This window comes from Bacillus sp. DJP31 (genome assembly GCF_049310945.1).
In the GTDB taxonomy this organism is placed as follows: Bacteria; Bacillota; Bacilli; order Bacillales; family SA4; genus Bacillus_BS.
Genome location: NZ_JBMERO010000001.1, coordinates 363,732 through 384,849 on the forward strand (window position 1 = coordinate 363,732; position 21,118 = coordinate 384,849).

Here is a 21,118-nt window from a genome sequence, read left to right on the forward strand (position 1 = left end):
TCAACATATACTCCTTAAAATAGCTCATGTTCGAGAGTAACTACTTTTTCAGTGGTCTCATATTAACTGCAGCTCTTTTTAAAATCATCCATTTCATTTTACATGAAGTACCTCGTAAAAAGAAACCATGGATTTTACTCCATAGTTTCTTTTTCTTTAATTTTTGTTGGAGTGACCAAGATATATTCGAATGGTTGAGCCTTCTTCAATTTTCGTACCACTTACTGGAGATTGTTGGATGACAACATTACCTTCACCAGTAAGATCGAGTTTAAAATTATATAATTGTTGGGTAAGTTCACTCTTTGTTAATCCAATTAGATTTGGTATAACCAACGGTTTTTGATCAGGCCAATTATATTTTGTTTTTTCAATTTGGTCCTTTCGAGGCTCTACACCTAGTGCTCTTAGACTATCACCTATAATATTTCCAACAATTGGAGCAGCTACGACACCACCGAACTGAGTTGTGCCCTTTGGATTATCTATTGCTACGTAGATGACAATTTGCGGATCATCCGCTGGGGCAAAGCCGATAAATGAAACAATATGATTATTTTCCATATACCTACCGTCTTTTACCTTTTGCGCTGTCCCTGTTTTTCCACCAACTCGGTAACCTTCTACAAAAGCCTTCCCACCAGTGCCTTGTGCAACAACACTTTCTAGGGCATGTCTTACTTGTTTGGATGTTTCTTCTGAAATCACTCTTCTTTTAAGCTCAGGAGTGTTTCTACTCACAACCTCTCCCGTCTCAGGGTCAACAAACTCATGAGCGATATATGGTGTAAATAAATTCCCCCCATTTACAGCAGCAGCTACAGCGGCCACCTGCTGAATCGGCGTTACCGAAACCCCTTGGCCAAAAGCAGTAGTCGCTTGTTCGACAGGTCCAACATTTTTAAGCTTGAAAAGTATTCCACTACCTTCCCCTTGTAAATCTATACCTGTCTTTTGGCCAAACCCGAAATCTTTTATATATTTAAATAAACGCTCTTTCCCTAAACGTTCACCTAATTCAACAAAGCCTGGGTTGCAGGAGTTTTGAACGACCTCTAAAAATGATTGATGTCCATGCCCTTGTCTCTTCCAACAACGAAGAGTTGCCCCTCCTACCTTAACAGAGCCATTATCTGTAAAGCTCTCTTTCTCTAAATCCACTTCTTTTTCTTCAAGAGCTGCTGCAAGTGTAATGATTTTAAAGGTTGAACCTGGCTCATATGTACTCCACACTGGCAAATTCCGATTGTACGTTTCCTGTGGCACATTTCTGAAATTCGCAGGATCAAAATTAGGACGGCTATCCATACCTAGAATGGCCCCTGTTTTAGGATCCATGGCAATGGCAACCATTCCATCTGGGTTATACTTAGCTGCTGCTATATCGAGCTCGCGGTCCATAATGGTTTGAACTTTAGAATCTATTGTAAGCTTTAAATTCAGACCATCCTTTGGTGGCTCATAGTCAGCCGATAGATTTGGCATTGGCTGACTTTTAGCTGTCATATAGGGCTGGACACTTCCTTGTTCCCCTGTTAACTGTTTATCATAAAAAAGTTCTAAACCCATTAATCCTTGATTATCTACACCTGCAAAGCCCAGAACATGTGACAGAAAGCTACCGTTAGGGTAATGACGCTTTGAATCTTCCGCAATGTAAACACCGTCAATATCCAAAGTTTGAATTTCTCTCGCTTTTTCATGTGCAATTTTTCTACCTTCATTAACTCTTACAAGATAGCTTTTTTGAGTCATATATTTATAGGCTTTTTCCTTTGACATACCTAAGATAGCTGCTAGCTTCTCAGAAGTCTCCGCTGGATTCTTAATTTGCTTGGGCATAATAAAAACGGTTGGTGCACTCATATTGGTCGCAAGAGGAACACCGTTGCGGTCCAAAATTTCGCCTCTTTCAGGCTCAAATGGGATATTGCGACTCCAAGAGTTTTTTGCTCGCTCAGTTAGCCAGTCTCCTATCCAAAACTGAACAATACCTAATCGAAAATCAATGATTGTAAAAAGAAGAACACCAACTGTCAAAACAACAAGTAGTCTTCTTCTGACTGTTACATTAGATACACGCATTTTTTTGATCCTCCCCTTATATAAAGAAGTACAAAAACCATTTTTTGTACAATCTAATAGGCTCGATTCATCATATGCTTGTACAGATTGGATTAGAACATTATAAGCAAAGTGCAAGCTCCTTGTTCCGCCCAGGCATAGCAAATGTTCTAAAAGCCAAAAATACTTCTTGCCCCCATGGTTATTTGACCTCAGGCGGGCTAGGCGCGGGAGCTAGATCAATACACTCGTAATGCAAAAAGAAAGAGCCTCTCTAGTTTAGGGGCTCTTCCGTGTTATCCATATTTTCACTTTCTTCGGTTTGCGGTGGTACCTCTTGTTTTGGTTTTGGCACGTCGAGTTCAATCACCAATTGTTCCCCTTCTATGATAGGTGAACCGGGAGGAATGTTTTGTTTGATTACATACCCATTACCCATTAAATGTATTTTCAAACCTAATAGATCACTTAGTTTCATGACATCGCGCAAAGACCAGTTCGTAATGTCCGGCATTGAAAATGCACCGTCTGTCTTTAGCAAGACTTTTTCACCCTTCATTACAATACTTGAAGGATAGGGAACTTGATCTATGACTTTAGATCCATCACCAATAACTACTGTATTCACTTCCAACTTTGCAAGGTCAGCTAGAGTATTGTCTTTTGATTGTCCTAGAAAAGAAATAAGCTTCATTCCAACTTGTTTTTTTGTTGATTCATGACTTGTTTCACTCTTATTTGTAGTTGTCGGCTTAATCTTTAAATATTGTAAGCTATTTTTTACAACACTATTAAATATTGCAGATACTGGTTGTGAGCCAGATTGGTGAATGGTTAGCTTAGGCTTTTTCACTGCAATATAGACGAGTAATTCTGGGTTTTCCTTAGGTGCCATGCCAAGAAATGAAAAGATATTGTTTCCATGACCTGAAAAATATCTTCGCTTTGAATCCTTTGCATTAGGATCTGGAATTTGCGCAGTACCCGTTTTACCAGCGATTTGATAGCCTTCGATACGATACGGATTCCCAGTACCATTTTCTGAGGAAACTGCTGTTTCAAGTATATCCATCACTTGATTAGCCGTTTTTTCTGAAATCGGAGTTCCAACTACTACCGGCTCTCTATCCTCAATAATTTTGTTCGTTACAGGATCTACTATTTTTCCAATGATGTAGGGTTGCATCATCTTTCCACCATTTGCGATGGCTGTTGCTGCTTGAATTTGCTGAATTGGTGTAACGGTTGTCCCTTGACCAAAAGATGTGGTTACTTTTTCAATTGGGTAGTTGTATAGAATCTTTCCACTTACTTCACCAGGTAAATCTATTCCAGTCGGTTGATTAAAACCGAAGCTTTCTAAATAATTAAATAGTCTATCGTCACCATTCATTTTTTCCATTACAAGCTTCGCCATTGAAACGTTAGAGGACCTTTGGAATCCCTCCAAATAGGAAATTATCCCCCATCCTCTACCTTGATTATGGTCACCTATTCTTGTGCCTGTAACCACATACGAACCTGATTGATAAGTTTCATTCGGGTTAAATACCCCTTCTTCGATCGCAGTGGCTAAGGTAAACATTTTCATGGTTGAACCTGGCTCATACCGAGAAGCTATTGCATCATTTAACATATAGGCATTTGCAGGTATTTCATTCGGATCGTAGCTTGGTCTTGAACTCATTGCAAGTATTGCCCCCGTATTAGGGTCAGCTACGATACCTATAATGTTCTCAGGCTCATATTCATCGACAACACGATTCATCGCATCATCTAGGAATATTTGTATTTTTTGATCGATTGTTAAGTAAACCTTTTTGCCATGGACAGGTGCTATAATCTCATCTTTTTTAGACAATATGGGTATGCCATTTCGATCACTTTTGCGATTAATCTCCCCATCTTTTTCTGTTAAGTATTCTTCTAGTGTGAGTTCTAACCCTTGTTTCCCTTCAACGTTCCCAGCATCATCTTTCCGAGCAAATCCAATGACATGGGTGGCAAAATCTCCATTCGGATAATACCGTTTCGTGTCTTTGGTGAAAATAATCCCCGGTAAACTTAATGACTGTATTTCTTGCATTTGTTGAAAGCTAATACCACGACCAGCCGAACCAAACTCTATTTGGAAGCTTTTACGTTTAATACCCTTTTCAAGCGTTTCCAACAGTGTGTTAGTTTCCACATTTAACAATGGAGAGAGCTTTTCGGCTGTTTCAAGAGGATCCACTACGTGACGTTTTTCTTTCGAATCCTTTGAATGTTCTTCACTTAAAATGGCAATCACAGTGTAAGCAGGAGTATCCTGAGCAATAGCCAATCCATTCCGATCTAGAATACTCCCACGTTCTGCTTCAATTGGAGCCGTTTTTGAATATTTTTGTTCAGCCATAACAGGTAATTCATGACCGTCAATCGTTCCCGTAATTTGGATAAATAGAAAACGCAAACATAAAAGAAAAAAGAGCGAGCCAAATAGTACTGAAAATACAGCTGCTCCTCTGTTTATATTTTTACTTTTTGTTTTCATTTTAGACCACGCTCACAATACAAATACTTATTTTTACTCTAGTTTGTTGTTTTCAAAAGAAGTGCCGATACAGCGTAATGAAGCTTGTATTGGGGTATCTTTTCGCGGACACATTAGTATAAATTGTATCGTATTATTTTTCGCTAATTTATTATTAGGGAGTAAAGGGCATTAATTAGTCTTGAACTACCTTTACATTGTTTTCATTCAACATTAATCCAAGCTCATGAGCCTTTGTCCAGATACGTTTGTATGTACTTAATTCCATAACTTGTTGATCCAAGTCAGCATTAGTCTTTACTTGAGTATCAATTGATACTTGTAGCTCACTTATTTCACTATTAACTGAATATATTTTAGCACTGTTTGATACCATAACGATACTTCCAATTACAACCACAAATGCAAATAATAGGAATAGTGTATTTTCACCCATTGTAGTTTGTAATTTCTTTTTTGTCGGGTGTTGTATTTGTTTTTGTTGTTGTTGTTGTTCTTCAATTTTTCTACGTTGCTGTATTTGATAGGCTAGATTACTCAATCTGTTTGCCTCCTTTTAGTAAATGGGATTATTTCATCTTTTCTGCAATTCTAAGCTTAGCTGACCGGGCACGTTTATTCTCATCTAGTTCTTCATCAGAAGGAACGATTGGCTTTCTGTTCACTAGCTTTAATATTGGCTGGTATTCTTCAGGAATGATTGGTAATCCATGAGGTAAATCAGGCCCGCTAGATTGCTCTTTAAAAATTGTTTTGCAAATACGGTCCTCTAAGGAATGGAAGGTAATGACGCTAATTCTTCCACCTTTTTTGGTCAGGCCAATCGCATCCTTTAACGTATCCTCAAACACTTGTAGTTCATCATTGACGGCAATTCTAATTGCTTGGAACACACGTTTTGCTGGATGTCCCCCTGTTCTTCTAGCAAAAGCAGGTATTGCATCTTTAATAATTTCAACGAGTTCACCCGTTGTTTCAATAGGTTTTGTTTCACGATATGCCTCAATTTTTCTGGCAACCTGCTTTGAAAATTTTTCTTCCCCATAATGAAAGAAAATACGAATTAGTTTCTCATAAGGCCAATGATTTACGACATCATATGCGGACAAGTCAGATTGCTGATCCATTCTCATATCAAGTGGGGCATCATTATGATAACTAAATCCCCGTTCTGGTAAATCTAATTGCGGAGATGAAACGCCTAAATCAAATACAATTCCATCCACTTTATCTACACCAAGTTCAGCCAATCTATCTTTTAAATAGGCAAAATTACTTTTTATTAAGACCACTTGATCCTGATAGCTTTTTAATCTTTCTTTTGCAGTCTCAATAGCAAAACTATCTTGATCAAATGCGAAAAGCTTTCCGCCTTTCGTGAGCTTAGATACTATCGCTAAGCTATGCCCAGCCCCGCCTAATGTACAATCCACATATAGTCCATCAGGTTTAATATTTAATCCTTCAACAGCTTCATCTAACAACACAGTTTTATGTTCAAACATGGGAGCACCTCATAATTTCTTAGAATCTTTGTAAGATTAAATGTCAAATCCAATTAAATTTTCCGCAATCTCCGCAAATGACTCTTCAGAATCAGAGAATACATCGTCCCAACCGTCTTTACTCCAAACTTCAATGCGGTTTGAAACACCAATCACAACACATTCTTTGTCGAGCCCAGCATATTGCACAAGAGGTGCGGATATGTTTATTCTCCCCTGCTTGTCCACTTCACATTCAATGGCACCAGCAAAGAAAAATCGAATAAATGCACGGGCGTCTTTTTTCGTAAGTGGAAGGGCTTTTAACTTTTCTTCAAGGATCTTCCACTCTTCAATTGGATAGCCAAATAGACATTTGTCCAACCCTCTCGTCAGGATAAATGTAGTACCAAGGTCATCTCTGAATTTGGACGGTACAATAATTCGACCTTTTGCGTCAATACTATGATGATACTCGCCCATAAACATGCCCATGACCCCACTCTCTACCCAACGTCCACCACTTTCACCCACAAATCACCACTTATTAGTATTATTCTCTCTCATTTATGATAATCCTGCAATAGGTTATCTTGTATTCATTCAATTTTTTTTACAAATTGAAGGTAGAAAGAGGAAATATTTCATTTAGCCTCTGGCTTAGTAACCTCAAGGGAAGTGGAGTGAGAAAAGGAAATAGGTATAACAAAAAAGCCCTCACAGTTAGTGAGAGCTTCTAATGGTATTAGACGTGAAGAATTTTATGAGTATATTCTGATGAAGAGGTCTCTTCTAGTATACGAGTGATAATGCTAAATCCATAAACATTGACAAAATAAAAGATATTCAGCATTCTTTCTTGCGGCTGACCATCTGGTTTTATTGAATTTTGTATTTTGTCATATCGTTGGATTGTTACTTTATTTTTTCTTTGAATTTGTTTATAAAACTCTTTTTCCAAATAGTCTAACTGATCGCGTATGATGATTTCATTCTTTGTGACAACATGAGATAGGCTATCATGTATACCTATAGCAGATTGCTTTAACACTTCATAATGGGTATTCAATCCGTTTTTCATAGCTTGGATCTCATCAGTGATGTTACTGTCTTTTAATAACTCTAGATACTCCTCTTTCCTACCACTTACACCTTTTTGAAGAATCTCGTCAATGGAAATATTTAAATGTTGGATATCTCTCCTAACAGGACCTTCAATTATGGTCGTGACTAACCTCGGAAAAACGGGTGGCATCTTTCTATCGTAAACTTCGAAAACTTCTTTTAGCTCAGCCCAATAGGCGATCTCGCCAGGACCTGCAATGAAGGAAAGTGTCGGAAATAAAAAGTCTTGCATAATTGGACGAGTAACGACATTATTACTAAAACACTCAGGATTACTTTGTACAAGATTCAACAAGTCATACTCAGTAAAGCTAAATCCCTTTTGTTTCCCTTCAAAATAAACAATTCCATCACGCTGTTCACGTTGAAGGAGGATTCGCTCCCCATTCACATGATAAAATAGATGGGCTGTGCCAAAGTCTGTATCGATCATTTTGTCTTGATTATATTCGACCAATTTAGCTTGTTGACGATTCAATGCCTCATCAATCTCAGCATTAAGTTGAATCTGTCGTTGAAAGTAAGGAACTTCTATTCTTCGCAGATCTTTATCACCCGAATCAATTAAGATCAGACCTGTATCTTTAAATAAGAGAAATAGGATTCTCGCGAAGAAGTCTACATATGTGGTAGAAATATCTAAACATCCTGATAGCTTTTCCATAATATTATTCGTAAAAGCTGTTTCTCCGAAATGAATAAAAAGCTTTTCAATCCATTTTATACAGGCAGTTTTGTCAATTTCAACATCACTAACGGAATATTTATTTGGCCATTTCTGACCCACTGAATGCTTGCGAATCTGCCCATTCTTTTCAATAAATGTATGATTGACTTCAGCAAAGTCATGATCTTCACCCGCAATCCAAAACACAGGGAGTACGGGTCTATTTAGGCGTTCTTCCATTTGCTTTGCTTGCTGGATAATCGTAATAATTTTATTGATTGTATATATAGGCCCTGTTAGTAAACCCGCCTGTTGTCCTCCAATGACGACTACACTAGTAGAATCTCCTAGTCTTTGTATGTTGTGGAGAGTTTTTTCATCAGCATCAATTTTTTGATTAAAAGCTTCTAAGTATTGTACTAATGCTTCTCTAGGAAAATCATATGTATTTAATTCCTCTATACGTGCATCATAAGAGCTCATTTCATATGGAGTATAGTGAAAAAAGGAGGAAGTATGTGGGTTACTCTCCATGTAATCAGCCATTAATTTATTGGTAAGGGGTATTGTGTGCTCACAAACATCCATGAAATTTCTTCCTCTCTTAGGATCTCTAGAATTTTCTTTCTAGAGTATAGCACTAGGAGTGTGAAAAGGAAAAAAAATTGCTCACTACTAAAGCTCCCTCATTCGTTCAGTCAGCCCATAAATGGTAAGTGCAAAATGAAAGACGAGAAAAAATAAAAAATTACATCTCCACACACCTTTTAAAACCTTCAAAAAATGTACTTCTTCGTTTACTTTCCATTGTAAGAATAAAAATATAATGGCAATAATTAATACGAAAATTAAAATATAGGAAAGGAACGAAATATTGAAAATGACTTGTCCCAAGTAATAAACCGAATACATAAGCAAAATAGTCGTAAGATCTACTGAAAGCTGAAATGCTTTCCGTTTCTTTTCCAGGATGAATCTAAATACGGTAAACAAAAGTAAAAAGCCCAATAACGGGACTGTGATAATGGTAGCGATAACTCCTGAAAAAAAGGAAGTCATTTTTATCTTCTCCTTTGCCCTTCTAACCCTTTTATTCCTGTATATAAAAAGTTGATTACTGGTTGATTTTTGTGACTGTAGGCAGGTAGCGAACGTAGAAATCCTATTATACCCTCAATTTCGGTTGGCCTTTTTTGTTCGAGATCACGTAACATAGAAGAACGATTCTCTGCTGTTCTTTCACAAATTGATATAACTGAATTCCACCAGATTTCGGGGTCTCCTGGTTGAAGTAGGGAATTGATTTCTCCGAAGAGCTGCTGAAACAGCTTGAAAAAGTATGGATTACTAAGGAGTTGTCCATTTTCCACTCCGAATAATGCAGTTAAAGGGTTTATCATGCTATTCACTACTAATTTAGATAAAAGCATCTCGTACCAATCCTCACAAAGTTGGAATGGAAACTGAGGAGTAGCATCGCTCCATAGTAAGCTATGTAAAATGGTGTAGTCCCCTCTAAAAACACTGATTTTAGTTACGCCAATCCCACTATGTATGACTGTAAAATCGTTTTTCTTTAATGCTCCATGCTCCACAACACCAACCAGGATTTGTTGATGTGGTAAGTCCTTTAACAAGTCTACGTGCCCCATTCCATTCTGAATAAATAACAGCGGAGTAGTCACTTCAATTGAATTAAGCTCATCCAAGATGGTAGGCAAATGATACTGCTTAACTGCAATAATGATAACATCGTGTGTGAGGAGACCGTTCTTGATACAAATTGAACGAACAGGTGAACTGGAACTACTTGCGGCATATTCGACTAACACACCTTCCTTATTAAGGATTGAAGATTGCTCTACAGACCTAGTATAAAGAGTCACTGTATGATTCATTTTTGAAAGATAGGCTCCAAAAAGCAGTCCTATTGAACCAGCTCCTATAATCCCAATATTCATCTTAAATGAATCTCCTTTACTATTTAATAGTTTCATTTTAGCAAACTTCTTAGCTGTTTTGCCTGAATTCCTTTAAAAATTTATTATATTTACAGAATTTTGCTTGCCTGACTCAAACTACTAAAGAAAACCCATGATTAATTAGTCATGGGTTTTCTTTAGTTATTTATACAGGATATACAGGATGCTTTCTTTCACCGAATGGAATATCTTTTGTTTCATACAACCCGAAGCGGTCAATTAACACTTCTCGTAGCTCTGCAGCGGCTACAATGTCATCAACGATCATCTCAGATGCTAGCTTATAAATATCGATATGTTCTTTATATTCTTGCTGTTTTTGCTGAACAAATTGAAGTCGTTCTTTCGGATCTTCAATTTCATTTATTTTATTGGAGTAAACAGCATTTACGGCTGCTTCTGGCCCCATTACTGCGATTTGAGCAGTTGGTAAGGCAATACAACAATCCGGTTCAAATGCAGGGCCTGCCATTGCATATAATCCAGCTCCATATGCCTTACGAACGATAACAGAAATCTTTGGAACAGTTGCAGAACTCATGGCTGCAATTAGTTTAGCACCATGGCGAATAATACCTGCCCGCTCTACCTTTGTTCCAATCATAAATCCTGGAACATCAGCAAGAAACAGTAGAGGGATGTGGAAGGCATCACATAAGGTAATGAATTTAGCTGCTTTATCAGCCGAATCAACAAAGAGTACGCCGCCCTTCACTCTCGGTTGGTTGGCAATTATTCCAATTGCTCGGCCATTCATTCTAGCGAGTCCAGTTACAATTTCAGGAGCAAATAATCTTTTGATTTCGAAAAAACTATTTTCGTCAATTAATGAATCAATAGCCTCGTACATATCGAATGGTGCATTTTGGTTTTCTGGGACAATTTCAGTTAAGCTTCTACCTATCTTAGGTGAAATACCCTCAATTAACTTTGTTCTTTCTTTGTAATTACTTGGGAAGAAGTCCAAATACGTTCTAGCAAGAGCAATTGCTTCTTCTTCATTTTGAGCTAGAATATCACCACATCCACTAACCGAACAGTGCATGCGTGCTCCTCCCATTTCCTCAAGCGTCACCTTCTCGCCGATTACCTTTTCAGCCATACGTGGTGAACCTAAATACATGGATGCATTTTTATCAACCATGACGACAATATCACAGAAGGCTGGAATATAGGCACCACCTGCTGCAGAAGGACCAAACAATAGGCATATCTGCGGAATCATTCCTGACAGCTTCACTTGATTATAAAATATTTTACCTGCGCCACGACGATTAGGGAACATATCAAGTTGATCTGTTATTCTTGCCCCAGCAGAATCAACCAAGTATAGCATGGGTACTTTTAGCTTCTCTGCCGTTTCCTGGATACGGATAATCTTTTCAACCGTTCTTGCACCCCAAGAGCCCGCTTTAATCGTTGAATCATTGGCCATGACGCAAACGGTCCGACCTTTGATTTTCCCAATCGCTGTAACGACACCGTCTGCTGGTAAATCTCCTGCAGAATGGTTAGCGAACATCCCATCCTCTTTGTAATCACCATTATCAAATAGAAGACTCAGGCGGTCACGAACGAATAACTTGTTTTGTTCAGTTAATTTATCGTGGTATTTTGGAGCTCCACCCGCTTCAATCTTAGTACGGTTTTCATTTAATATCTGTTCTAGCTGCTCAGTCTTAACCATAACAATCCCCTCCCAAAGAGTTTATTTCAGAACTACTAGTATGTCGCCTTCGTTAACAAAGTCACCAATATTGACCTTGACTTCAGCTACTTCCCCCGAATATGTACTTTCAATTGGAATTTCCATTTTCATTGATTCAAGAACAATAATCTCTTGACCTGCTGATACGTTTTGTCCACCTTCAACTAATACATTTAATACTGTTCCTGCCATCGTTGCTGTGATTTCTTTCATTTCCATTACCTCCAAATAATTGTATTATGTTTTTTGTTTTGCCAAGTAAGAAGTAGTGTATTTTCCACTCTGATAGGCTTCGTCATTTAATATTTCTTCAAATAATGGCCCATTGTGCTTAATACCACTAATAGATAGATCCCTAAAGAAAAGCTTGGCCTTTTGAATCGCGTCCTGTCGATCATGCCCGTGGACAATAACCTTCGCAATCATAGGATCATAATAAGGTGTGACTGTTGATCCACTCTTATACCCTAAGTCTAATCGAACACCGTCGCCTAGTGAATAGCTGAATTCTGTAATTTTACCTGGTGATGGCATAAATGTTTCAGGATTCTCTGCATATAAACGAAATTCTATTGAATGACCTTCTTGATTAATCTCCGTTTGCTTTAAAGGCAATTCCTCACCCTTAGCAACTAGGATTTGCCATTCAACTAGGTCTAAATTAGTAATCATCTCTGTAACTGGATGTTCAACTTGTAATCTTGTATTCATTTCTAAGAAATAGAAGTTCCCGTCTTCATCGACGACAAATTCAATTGTACCTGCATTCACATAGTCCACAGAACGCGCCGCCAATACAGCAGATTGACACATTTCAAGCCTTTTTTGCTGTGTTAGAAATGGACTTGGCGATTCTTCAATTACCTTTTGGTTTCGACGTTGGATCGAACAGTCTCGTTCAAAAAGGTGAACAATGTTTCCATGAGAATCACCAAATATTTGAATTTCTATATGTCTAGCATTTTCAATGAACTTCTCTACGAAGACATCATCATTACCAAAATATGCCTTAGCTCGACCTTTTGTCGTTTGGTAAGCTTTTCGCAAGGCTTCTTCGTTCTCGCACTTTTGCATCCCGATACCACCGCCACCCGCACTGGCTTTCAACATGACAGGATATCCAATTTCCATCGCAACAGCACAAACCTCATCTATGCTGTTCAGTTCATTTTCACTGCCAGGTACGACCGGAACACCAACCTTTTTCATCGTTTGTCTTGCGACTACCTTGTCACCCATTTGAGCGATTGTCTTTACACTCGGTCCGATAAATTTGATTCCCTTTTCTTCAATCCTATTAGCGAAACCTGCATTTTCCGATAAAAACCCATAGCCAGGATGGATTGCATCTACATTTTCCTTTTGAGCGATTTCAACGATTAGATCTACATTTAAATACGATTTTAAGACAGGTGGTTCCCCAACACAATATGCGACAGTCGCTTCTTTTACATAAGGTAAATCTGCATCTGCCTCAGAATAAATTGCGACCGTTTCAATACCTAATCTTTGACACGTTTTAATGATTCGAAGTGCGATTTCTCCTCTGTTAGCGATCAATATCTTTTTCAAACAATCAGCTCCGTTCCTCCATTAAAAATACAATGTTTTAGGGCAAAAAGTAAGTAGCAAATGGAATTCTTTAGCCTTATATAAAAATAAACATACCACTACTATTTCTTTACTTTTTATAAAAATCCTTCTTTTATTGTAAACGCTTTCTGAAATTAATGCAGTTTTTTTTGTTATCTTGTATAATAATGTAGAGAAGAAACATAGTGTTATATAAAATTTTTCATTTGTATAATGGAATATTTATTATGTTATTTCGTAAATATCTTTACTAAGAGAGTCTGTTCAAAAAGGAGGACAAAAAGAGCAAAGAAGTTCGAGGAAGCGAAGTCTTGAGCTTCCTGCGCGTATGTTTTGTATACGTGAGGAGCGGAGAGACGAGCTGACGAAGAAATTTGAAGCTATTTTTGCCGGACTTTTTGAACACCCTCTAAGAGAGATATTTACTATATGTGAGGGGGAGCTTGAATGGGTTCATTTAAGGTAGAAAGGCTTCGTATTAATTATAAAACAATTGAAGAGTTTAAAAGATTTAAAGAGTACGGATTACAAGAACTATCTATGCTCGAGGATCTTCAGGACAATATAATGGAAAATGATAGCGAATCACCCTTTTTCGGAATTTATTTCGGTGAAAAGCTAGTAGCAAGAATGAGCTTATATCGAATTGATAAGAAATTCGATAAATATTTTGAACCTGCTCAGGATTTTTTAGAGCTTTGGAAGCTTGAGGTATTATCTGACTACCAACAAAAAGGTTTCGGAAGAGCACTTGTTAATTTTGCGAAAAGCTATCAGCTCCCAATAAAAACAAACCCGCGTGTTAAATCACAAGAGTTTTGGAGCAATTTGGGCTTTACTCCAGTCTCTTACGATATGGAACGAGATTTAGGCGAAAACCCATTGGTTTGGTATCCAGAAGGGGTTAAAGAGCAAGTTAGGTAGTTTTATAAAAAAACAGCTGAATCAATGAATTCAGCTGTTTTTTACTTATTTTTCTACTCGTTCAATGTTTACGTTTCGTTCCATTTGAAACGTCACTTGCCTATGACCCTGTTCATCGTCTTGAAGCATCATCATTCTTCTTGCTCGGTCCATAATACCAATCAAGGCTTTATAGTCCTCTTTCACTAAGAGTAATTGTTTTTCCATTTCTTTTTTCTCTCGCATTAGTCTAGCATTTTCACCTTCAATCATGGATACCTTTTCAATCAGTTGTTGGTTTTGCTGTTTCAAATCTCCTGATTGCTCATAAGAATGTAGATATTGAATAACATCAGATAATGACAATGATTTCTCTTGTGAAGTGGATTCTTTCTCAATTGATGGTGGTATTTCCATACTAGGAAATTTTTGGAAGGAACCTTCTGTTTTTAACTCTTTTCTTTGTTTTTTCGCCAGTTCTATTCCTTGTTTATACTGTTTTCTTACATATGAATTCCAGCGAAATCCACATGCTGCAGACGTTCGTGTTAACTTTCTCCCTACTTCCTCAAATGCAGTTAATTGTGTCCCACCTTCACGAATATATCGAAGTACAACTTCTGCTAATAATAAATCTTCATCTTGGGTCCAAGCATCCTGACGAACAGTTGTCATGGTATACCCTCCTAGTCACTTTTTTATTTCATACATATGCGACTAGGAGAAAAGATAGACATAGTAAACTCTAGCATTGAATAAATTTCTTTCTTTTTTGTCTATTACTTATGTTTTTTCTGCAAAAAAGTTTCCACTGCTTTATGATGCTCATCACTCTCCCATAACCTTGAGCATTGTTCAATTTCTATCAACATTCTATCCTTCATATGTAAGTCTATCCATTTTCTTACAGCTATCTCTTTGTAGCTTGATAACACTGCTGGCGAACTGTTTAAGACAAGCTCTCCAGTCCATCTTATCCCAGCATCTTTCCAATTTGGATCTTCGATAAGGTTATGAATAAACCCAATTTGTTCTCCATATTCAACCGTATAAGTCCCAGCCGAATATAGTAACTGACAGGCCTTATCATAGGTAAGCTTCTGGAGTAGCATCGTTCCTCCACCCCACCCTGTTGTAATACCTAATTTCCCTTGAACGAAGCCAAATTTCGCTCCACTTCTAGCGATACGGAAGTCACATGCAGTCGCTAGTTCACAACCTCCTCCAACTGCTGCTCCATTTAATAAAGCAATTGTTGGACGATTTAAGGTCAATAATTCATATAATATGTGACCCATTTTTGATAGCATAGAATAGGCTTCTTCTTTCGTATGTAGTCCATGAAAAACAGATAAATCACCTCCTGAACAAAAGGCCTCCTCTCCGTTCCCTGTTATAACGAGAGCCTTACAAGCGGCATTTTCTTTAACCTCTTGTATAACTTTCTTTAGATTCTCCATCACGTCAAAATCGATAGCATTACGAACTGCAGGTCTTTGGATTGTAAAAACAACGATTCCATCTGGTCTCATTTCAGTTCTAGTTTTTTCCATGGATATTCCTCCTTGCATCATACTCTACTTATTTTAAACACAAAAAAACCGCACTTAGCAAGTACGGTCTTTAGAGAATTCATTATTTGTTTACTACTTCTTTGCCTTTGTATGTTCCACACTCTTTACAAACACGGTGACTTAATTTCATTTCACCACAGTTTGGGCATGCTACCATACCAGGAATTACTAACTTAAAATGTGTACGGCGCTTTCTCTTTGCAGTTTTAGATGTTCGTCTAAAAGGTACAGCCATTGTTCCCACCTCCTTAAAAAAATCAACAATAGTTACTCATCTTTTGTAAAGAAATTCGCTAATCCTGCTAATCTAGGATCAACTTTCTCTTTATTTTCAAGTTCGGTTATGACTTGCCAATCCTTACCTGACTGAGGAGCACTCTCTTCTTTATTAGGGTTCTCCGCAAAAATTTGCAAGGGAATCTCTAAAAGAATATTTTCCTCTATAACGGGTAGTAAGTCAATCACTTCTCCTTGAGGTTGATAAAAATCCTCATCACCCGCAAATTCTGTGGGTTTAAGCATAAAATGCTCTGTTGTTGTGATGTCAAAAGGTAAATCAACATCTACTAAGGTTCTCGAACAAGGTAACACAAGTTTCCCTGTTAGATGCAACTGAAAAGTTGCTTTATCACTACTAACGTCAACCTTACCAGTAACATGCACTGGAGATACGTCTCTTATCTCGTGATTTCTCTTCTTCAGTTCACTTAAATCGACCATCTCATCAATCGTGAGTGGCTTATTCTGATACTTGCTTAACTGATGTACATGCCATTTCATAATTAATCACCTCAAGGCAACAAAAATAATTATAGCCCTTATATAATATAATTGTCAATAAAATTTCTTTACAGTATAGTTAAAATTACAATTTATACTTTAACATGTTTTTCTTTAATATGCCAGTCCCACTCTTACCTTAGTCTTACGGTTATGTTGAAAGGAGTTTATTTATGAAAACGGCAGGAGTAATTGTAGAGTATAATCCATTTCATAACGGTCATCTCTACCATTTAAAGCAAACCAGGAAGGTGACGAATGCAGACTGTATAGTGGCTGTGATGAGCGGTTATTTCTTACAGCGTGGTGAACCAGCTCTTGTTTCCAAATGGGCCCGAACAAAGATGGCTTTGCTTGCTGGAGTTGACCTTGTCATTGAACTTCCATATGCCTTCTCCACTCAGAAAGCAGAGATATTTGCAAATGGTTCCATTTCCATTTTAGAAGGATTGGGCGTTGATGAAGTTTGCTTTGGCAGTGAATCTGGATCTCTTGATCCATTCATACATACTGTACAGGTAATGAAAGACTATGAAACAGAATTTAATTCTTACCTCCACATCTACCTTAAAGAGGGGAATAGCTTTCCGACGTCCGCTTCGAAAGCATTCCAAGCTTTATCCTTAAAAGATGATGGGGTCGATTTAAGTCAACCGAACAACATTCTCGGTTTCCATTATATAAAAGCCATTGTTGATCAGCAGGCTAAAATTATCCCAAAAACGATTATTCGTACAGGTGCTAACTATCATGATGAACACTTTCAATCACCTACAATCGCAAGTGCAACAAGTATTCGAAAGGCTCTATTTTCATCTAATAAATCAATAGATGATGTTCGTTCATTTGTTCCCGACACAACCTTTAAAGAATTGAATCAATATATGACGGATTTTCGACAGCTCCATCATTGGGAAGCCTATTTTCAGCTTTTAAAGTATAAAGTACTGACCTCTTCCCCTGAAGAACTAAAAGCCATATATGAAGTTGAGGAAGGCCTAGAGCATCGGTTTATTTCTCAAATTAAGGATGCAACATCTTTCAATGAATTTATGATAAAAGTAAAGACCAAAAGATACACTTGGACGAGACTTCAGAGAGTGTGTACACATATATTAACAAACACCACAAAGGTTAGTATGAAAAGAGTGACAAGCAATAATGCTACCTACATTCGATTATTGGGAATGAGTCAGACTGGCCGAGCCTATTTGCAACAAAATAAAAAAGAGTTCACTTTGCCTTTGATTTCAAAACTAAAACAGAACTCTAATGAAATGCTACAATTAGACATTAAAGCATCACATACTTATGGTATGATTTTCGATGAGCCTGTTCGTTCTGATTGGCATCAATTAGAATATTCTACCCCTCCCATTCAATTTGATGAAAAAGAAAAAATTTTCGTGTAAAAGGGAAGAACCTATTATTGGTTCTTCCCTTTTTGTTGCAGTGTTTGAAGGAATTTAATGGCATCATCCAGCGAATCAACAGGAATGACTTTCATCTCTGTCCCAATTTCTTCTGCTGTGTTTTTTGCATCAGTATAGTTTGAACTTGCTACAGGTGCTAGGAAATAAGATGCCCCTGCTCTTTTGGCAGCAATAATTTTATGAGAAATCCCACCGATTGGACCGACAACTCCGTCATAATTGATGGTTCCAGTTCCCGCGATTTTATACCCGCTGGTTAAATCTCCGCTCGTTAATTGGTTGTATATCTCTAGTGTAAACATTAGTCCGGCAGATGGGCCACCAACTGCAGAAGCATCAATTGTTACTTCAGGTTCAACGTCGATCTCTCTGTCTGTCACTAAGGAAATACCGACACCGAATTTATCAGGATCAGATGGAAAAGGGCTTATTTTAACTTCTCGTGTTAATTCCTCTCCATTACGCTCTAAAGACAGCTCTAATTGATCTCCTGCATTCATTTTTTCAACATACCCAATAAATTGTTCCGAGCTTTCTAGAGGATTTCCTTCTACTTTGAAAATTCTATCTCCGATTTCTAGTTTATTCTCGGCATCCATACCCTCTATTAAACTCATTACGAAAACACCGTTATATTGATATTCAATCTGTTTACCTGCTTTTTCATACGCTACTGCAGTGGCTACATTTTGGGACATGTCCATCATATGAAGCTGACGATAATAATACTCTTTGTCAGATTCTCCAACTGGTCTCATGTTTTCAGAAGGGATTAAGTCATGGTGGGGCGCTACTTGTGCCCAAAGGTAGGTAAGTACGTTTATTTCTCCTCGACTCACCCCCACCGTTGTCATCATAAATTTCCCACTTGCAGCGTCACCGCCCTCAACCTTCACAATTGGGGCTAACTCATAGGCATCACCGGGTAGATTTAAAAAATAAGGAAGCTTTATAAAGTTTAAGATGGCTAACATTATGCCTGTACTAATGAAAAAGGTATATATTTTTCGCTTACTCACTATGTTTCTCCTTCCACTTTTCAATAACTTCTATGATATTCGGAAGTAATAAGAGTGCTTCCTCTTCACCAACCTTAATAATCTCTTCTATGTTCGTAAATGCTCTCGAACTAAAATTTTCAACATGGGGACGGATCATAATGTCTGACTCAATTTCTCGATTTTTTACAAGCTCATCCTGCATAATATCAATACTTTGCAGAATTACATCAAAAATTGAAGTAATCTCTTCGTTTATCTTAACATGTGATACATCTACAGCAATAATAATATCTGCTCCCATTTCACGCACTACTGAGACCGGAATTCGGTCTATGACACCACCATCTACTAATAGTCTTCCGTTCATTCTTTCTGGAACAAATATACCTGGTATCGAGATACTCGCTCTCACTGCATCTGAGATCGGGCCTTCTTTAAAAACAACCTTTTCTCCTCTAATAATATCAGTAGCTACAATGGCAATGGGCAGCTCTAAGTCTTCAATATTTTTTCCATGTGTGAACACCTTTACTAATTCTTTTACTCGGTTCCCTGCAATAAAGCCCATTTTTGGAACCGTAAAGTCAAGGTAGTATTTGCGCTTAAATGCGACTGCCAGTTTATATAGACGATCCATATCATGACCTGCTGCAAAAAAACTCGCCACTAAAGCCCCCATACTACTTCCTGCAATTAGATCAATTGGAATATCGTGTTCTTTAAGAACCTTTAACACGCCAAGATGTGCAAAGCCTCTTGCACCTCCAGAGCCTAAAGCAAGACCAATTTTAGGTTGTCTCAAGCATATCATCTCCAGTACGTTTTTTCATGTCCTAGTGATAAATTCTATGGTCTAAATGCTCACCCTATACACGTATATTGATATTACATGTGGACAACCGGCAAAGACTTTTAAGACATCCTCTAGAATCAGCTAAACGAATCCAGTTAAAACTTAGGGAGCAAATAATTTTGAATTTCTACCATAGGAGGCATCATATTGACGTTATCGAGATTTAAGACCCTCATTCTTGCATCTTTAATTACACTAATGGCTATCGCCTTAATTGCATTTCCAAAGGAATCCTTTGATGCCTCACTTAATGGGTTAGATATGTGGTGGAAGATTGTGTTTCCTTCTCTTTTACCCTTTTTTATTGTTTCAGAGATGCTAATTGGTTTTGGAGTAGTCAGCTTTATAGGCGTGATATTAGAGCCTATTATGAGACCTATTTTTCGAGTGCCTGGAGTTGGCGGGTTTGTGTGGGCAATGGGGATGGCATCTGGATTCCCAGCTGGAGCCAAATTAACAGCAAGGCTACGGCAAGAAAATCAACTAACAGCCATTGAGGCTGAACGCCTCGTCTCTTTTACAAATTCATCTAATCCGTTATTCATATTTGGTGCAGTTGCTGTAGGTTTCTTTAACAATCCGAAAATCGGCATTGTGTTAGCACTATCACATTACCTCGGTAATATATGCGTAGGGTTAGTAATGAGATTTCATGGCCCCAGAGAGAAAACAAAAGCAGATAAGTTAACGAAACGACTTTCATTTATCGAAGCATTTCGTGTTTTACATCGAACACGATTAAAGGATAAACGCCCTATTGGAAAATTACTTGGTGATGCTGTCCTTTCTTCCATCCAAACACTACTGATGATTGGTGGTTTTATTATTCTTTTCTCTGTATTAAATCGTCTTTTATCATTAGTACATATTACGGACTTATTTGGTATTTTTATTTCATTTATATTAGCTACTTTTCAGCTTTCTAGTGAACTGAGTGTTCCCTTAATTTCTGGATTATTTGAAATTACTCTTGGAAGTGATATGACAAGCCATGCAAATGCAGCACTATTTCAGAAGGTTATTATCGTAAGTTTTATCTTGGCATTTTGCGGATTTTCCGTACAAGCACAGGTTGCTAGTATACTAGCAGACACAGACATCCGTTTTCGTCCCTTCTTTATTGCGAGAATCTTTCATGGACTATTTGCTAGTCTATTCGCCTTTATTCTTTGGCAGCCTCTTTATGTCCAATTACAAGCCTTTGACCACAATAATTCGACTATACCTGTAATGTATATGGTTGAACAGTCTAGTAATCAATTGCACGAGCTATGGATCTTAATGATTTATTTAGGTCCAATTTTCACAATAGCTTCATTATGTATCTACGTTCTATTGCTTGTGAGTAGGTTGTCATTACGGTAAAAAGCCCCCTCTTGAATGAAAAGGGGGCTTTAGTTTAATATTTTAGTCCAAAC

21 protein-coding genes are annotated in these 21,118 nt (G+C 37.7%); 4 read left to right on the top strand and 17 right to left on the bottom strand.

From position 1 onward, the window contains the following. Window positions 1-156 precede the first annotated feature (156 nt). The 11 genes from ACOI1C_RS01850 to ACOI1C_RS01900 all read right to left on the bottom strand — a co-directional run bounded on the left by ACOI1C_RS01850 (window position 157) and on the right by ACOI1C_RS01900 (window position 13,135). Complete coding sequence (locus tag ACOI1C_RS01850) at window positions 157-2,085, bottom strand: stage V sporulation protein D (protein WP_422507399.1); 1,929 nt, start codon at window positions 2,083-2,085, stop codon at window positions 157-159. Window positions 2,086-2,338: 253 nt separating this feature from the next. Beyond that, window positions 2,339-4,597: a penicillin-binding protein gene (locus ACOI1C_RS01855; protein ID WP_422507401.1), complete on the bottom strand. Its 2,259-nt coding sequence runs from the start codon at window positions 4,595-4,597 to the stop codon at window positions 2,339-2,341. A 175-nt stretch (window positions 4,598-4,772) separates the two neighbouring features. Continuing rightward, on the bottom strand, window positions 4,773-5,138 hold the full coding sequence (ftsL, locus tag ACOI1C_RS01860; protein WP_422507403.1) for a cell division protein FtsL: 366 nt from the start codon (window positions 5,136-5,138) through the stop codon (window positions 4,773-4,775). A 28-nt stretch (window positions 5,139-5,166) separates the two neighbouring features. After that, window positions 5,167-6,102 (bottom strand): 16S rRNA (cytosine(1402)-N(4))-methyltransferase RsmH, encoded by a 936-nt coding sequence (gene rsmH / locus ACOI1C_RS01865; RefSeq protein WP_422507405.1) that lies wholly within the window; start codon window positions 6,100-6,102, stop codon window positions 5,167-5,169. A 36-nt stretch (window positions 6,103-6,138) separates the two neighbouring features. After that, a complete protein-coding gene (gene mraZ, locus ACOI1C_RS01870) occupies window positions 6,139-6,570 on the bottom strand; it encodes a division/cell wall cluster transcriptional repressor MraZ (protein WP_422507634.1) in 432 nt (143 codons plus the stop codon). Between the two features lie 256 nt (window positions 6,571-6,826). Further along, window positions 6,827-8,461, bottom strand: coding sequence for a bacillithiol biosynthesis cysteine-adding enzyme BshC (gene bshC, locus ACOI1C_RS01875; RefSeq protein ID WP_422507407.1), 1,635 nt, complete (start codon window positions 8,459-8,461; stop codon window positions 6,827-6,829). Window positions 8,462-8,548: 87 nt separating this feature from the next. After that, the gene (locus ACOI1C_RS01880) at window positions 8,549-8,932 is read right to left on the bottom strand and encodes a DUF3397 domain-containing protein (protein WP_422507409.1); all 384 of its coding nucleotides are present in this window, start codon (window positions 8,930-8,932) and stop codon (window positions 8,549-8,551) included. A 2-nt stretch (window positions 8,933-8,934) separates the two neighbouring features. Further along, window positions 8,935-9,870 (bottom strand): 2-dehydropantoate 2-reductase, encoded by a 936-nt coding sequence (locus tag ACOI1C_RS01885; protein ID WP_422507411.1) that lies wholly within the window; start codon window positions 9,868-9,870, stop codon window positions 8,935-8,937. 130 nt (window positions 9,871-10,000) lie between these two features. Beyond that, window positions 10,001-11,542 carry an acyl-CoA carboxylase subunit beta gene (locus ACOI1C_RS01890; protein WP_422507412.1) on the bottom strand — a complete coding sequence of 514 codons (1,542 nt, stop codon included), beginning with the start codon at window positions 11,540-11,542 and terminating at the stop codon, window positions 10,001-10,003. Window positions 11,543-11,563: 21 nt separating this feature from the next. Then, on the bottom strand, window positions 11,564-11,776 hold the full coding sequence (locus ACOI1C_RS01895; protein WP_422507414.1) for a biotin/lipoyl-containing protein: 213 nt from the start codon (window positions 11,774-11,776) through the stop codon (window positions 11,564-11,566). Window positions 11,777-11,800: 24 nt separating this feature from the next. Beyond that, complete coding sequence (locus ACOI1C_RS01900; protein WP_422507415.1) at window positions 11,801-13,135, bottom strand: acetyl-CoA carboxylase biotin carboxylase subunit; 1,335 nt, start codon at window positions 13,133-13,135, stop codon at window positions 11,801-11,803. 349 nt (window positions 13,136-13,484) lie between these two features. Here ACOI1C_RS01900 and ACOI1C_RS01905 point away from each other — a divergent pair, with 349 nt between their 5' ends. Both ACOI1C_RS01905 and ACOI1C_RS01910 read left to right on the top strand, forming a co-directional pair. Continuing rightward, a complete protein-coding gene (locus ACOI1C_RS01905; protein WP_422507416.1) occupies window positions 13,485-13,622 on the top strand; it encodes a hypothetical protein in 138 nt (45 codons plus the stop codon). After that, window positions 13,604-14,080: an N-acetyltransferase gene (locus ACOI1C_RS01910; protein ID WP_422507418.1), complete on the top strand. Its 477-nt coding sequence runs from the start codon at window positions 13,604-13,606 to the stop codon at window positions 14,078-14,080. Before ACOI1C_RS01905 ends, ACOI1C_RS01910 begins: the two co-directional genes overlap by 19 nt. 45 nt (window positions 14,081-14,125) lie before the next feature. Here the strand turns inward: ACOI1C_RS01910 and ACOI1C_RS01915 are convergent, their stop codons facing one another. From ACOI1C_RS01915 to ACOI1C_RS01930, 4 genes are all read right to left on the bottom strand, one after another. Beyond that, window positions 14,126-14,734: an RsfA family transcriptional regulator gene (locus ACOI1C_RS01915; RefSeq protein WP_422507420.1), complete on the bottom strand. Its 609-nt coding sequence runs from the start codon at window positions 14,732-14,734 to the stop codon at window positions 14,126-14,128. A gap of 104 nt (window positions 14,735-14,838) precedes the next feature. After that, window positions 14,839-15,612: an enoyl-CoA hydratase/isomerase family protein gene (locus ACOI1C_RS01920; protein WP_422507422.1), complete on the bottom strand. Its 774-nt coding sequence runs from the start codon at window positions 15,610-15,612 to the stop codon at window positions 14,839-14,841. 82 nt (window positions 15,613-15,694) lie between these two features. Then, window positions 15,695-15,868, bottom strand: coding sequence for a 50S ribosomal protein L32 (rpmF, locus tag ACOI1C_RS01925; protein ID WP_422507424.1), 174 nt, complete (start codon window positions 15,866-15,868; stop codon window positions 15,695-15,697). Window positions 15,869-15,900: 32 nt separating this feature from the next. Further along, window positions 15,901-16,413 (bottom strand): YceD family protein, encoded by a 513-nt coding sequence (locus tag ACOI1C_RS01930; protein ID WP_422507426.1) that lies wholly within the window; start codon window positions 16,411-16,413, stop codon window positions 15,901-15,903. A gap of 173 nt (window positions 16,414-16,586) precedes the next feature. Here ACOI1C_RS01930 and ACOI1C_RS01935 point away from each other — a divergent pair, with 173 nt between their 5' ends. Then, window positions 16,587-17,825 carry a nucleotidyltransferase gene (locus ACOI1C_RS01935; protein WP_422507427.1) on the top strand — a complete coding sequence of 413 codons (1,239 nt, stop codon included), beginning with the start codon at window positions 16,587-16,589 and terminating at the stop codon, window positions 17,823-17,825. Between the two features lie 14 nt (window positions 17,826-17,839). Here ACOI1C_RS01935 and ACOI1C_RS01940 read toward each other — a convergent pair whose 3' ends face one another. Further along, a complete protein-coding gene (locus ACOI1C_RS01940; protein WP_422507429.1) occupies window positions 17,840-18,865 on the bottom strand; it encodes a SepM family pheromone-processing serine protease in 1,026 nt (341 codons plus the stop codon). Further along, complete coding sequence (locus ACOI1C_RS01945; protein WP_422507431.1) at window positions 18,858-19,658, bottom strand: patatin-like phospholipase family protein; 801 nt, start codon at window positions 19,656-19,658, stop codon at window positions 18,858-18,860. The genes ACOI1C_RS01940 and ACOI1C_RS01945 overlap by 8 nt, the downstream gene beginning before the upstream one ends. 189 nt (window positions 19,659-19,847) lie before the next feature. On the opposite strand from ACOI1C_RS01945, the gene ylbJ reads away from it, so the two are divergent. Next, window positions 19,848-21,065 (top strand): sporulation integral membrane protein YlbJ, encoded by a 1,218-nt coding sequence (ylbJ, locus tag ACOI1C_RS01950; protein WP_422507433.1) that lies wholly within the window; start codon window positions 19,848-19,850, stop codon window positions 21,063-21,065. The last annotated feature ends 53 nt before the right edge of the window (window positions 21,066-21,118 follow it).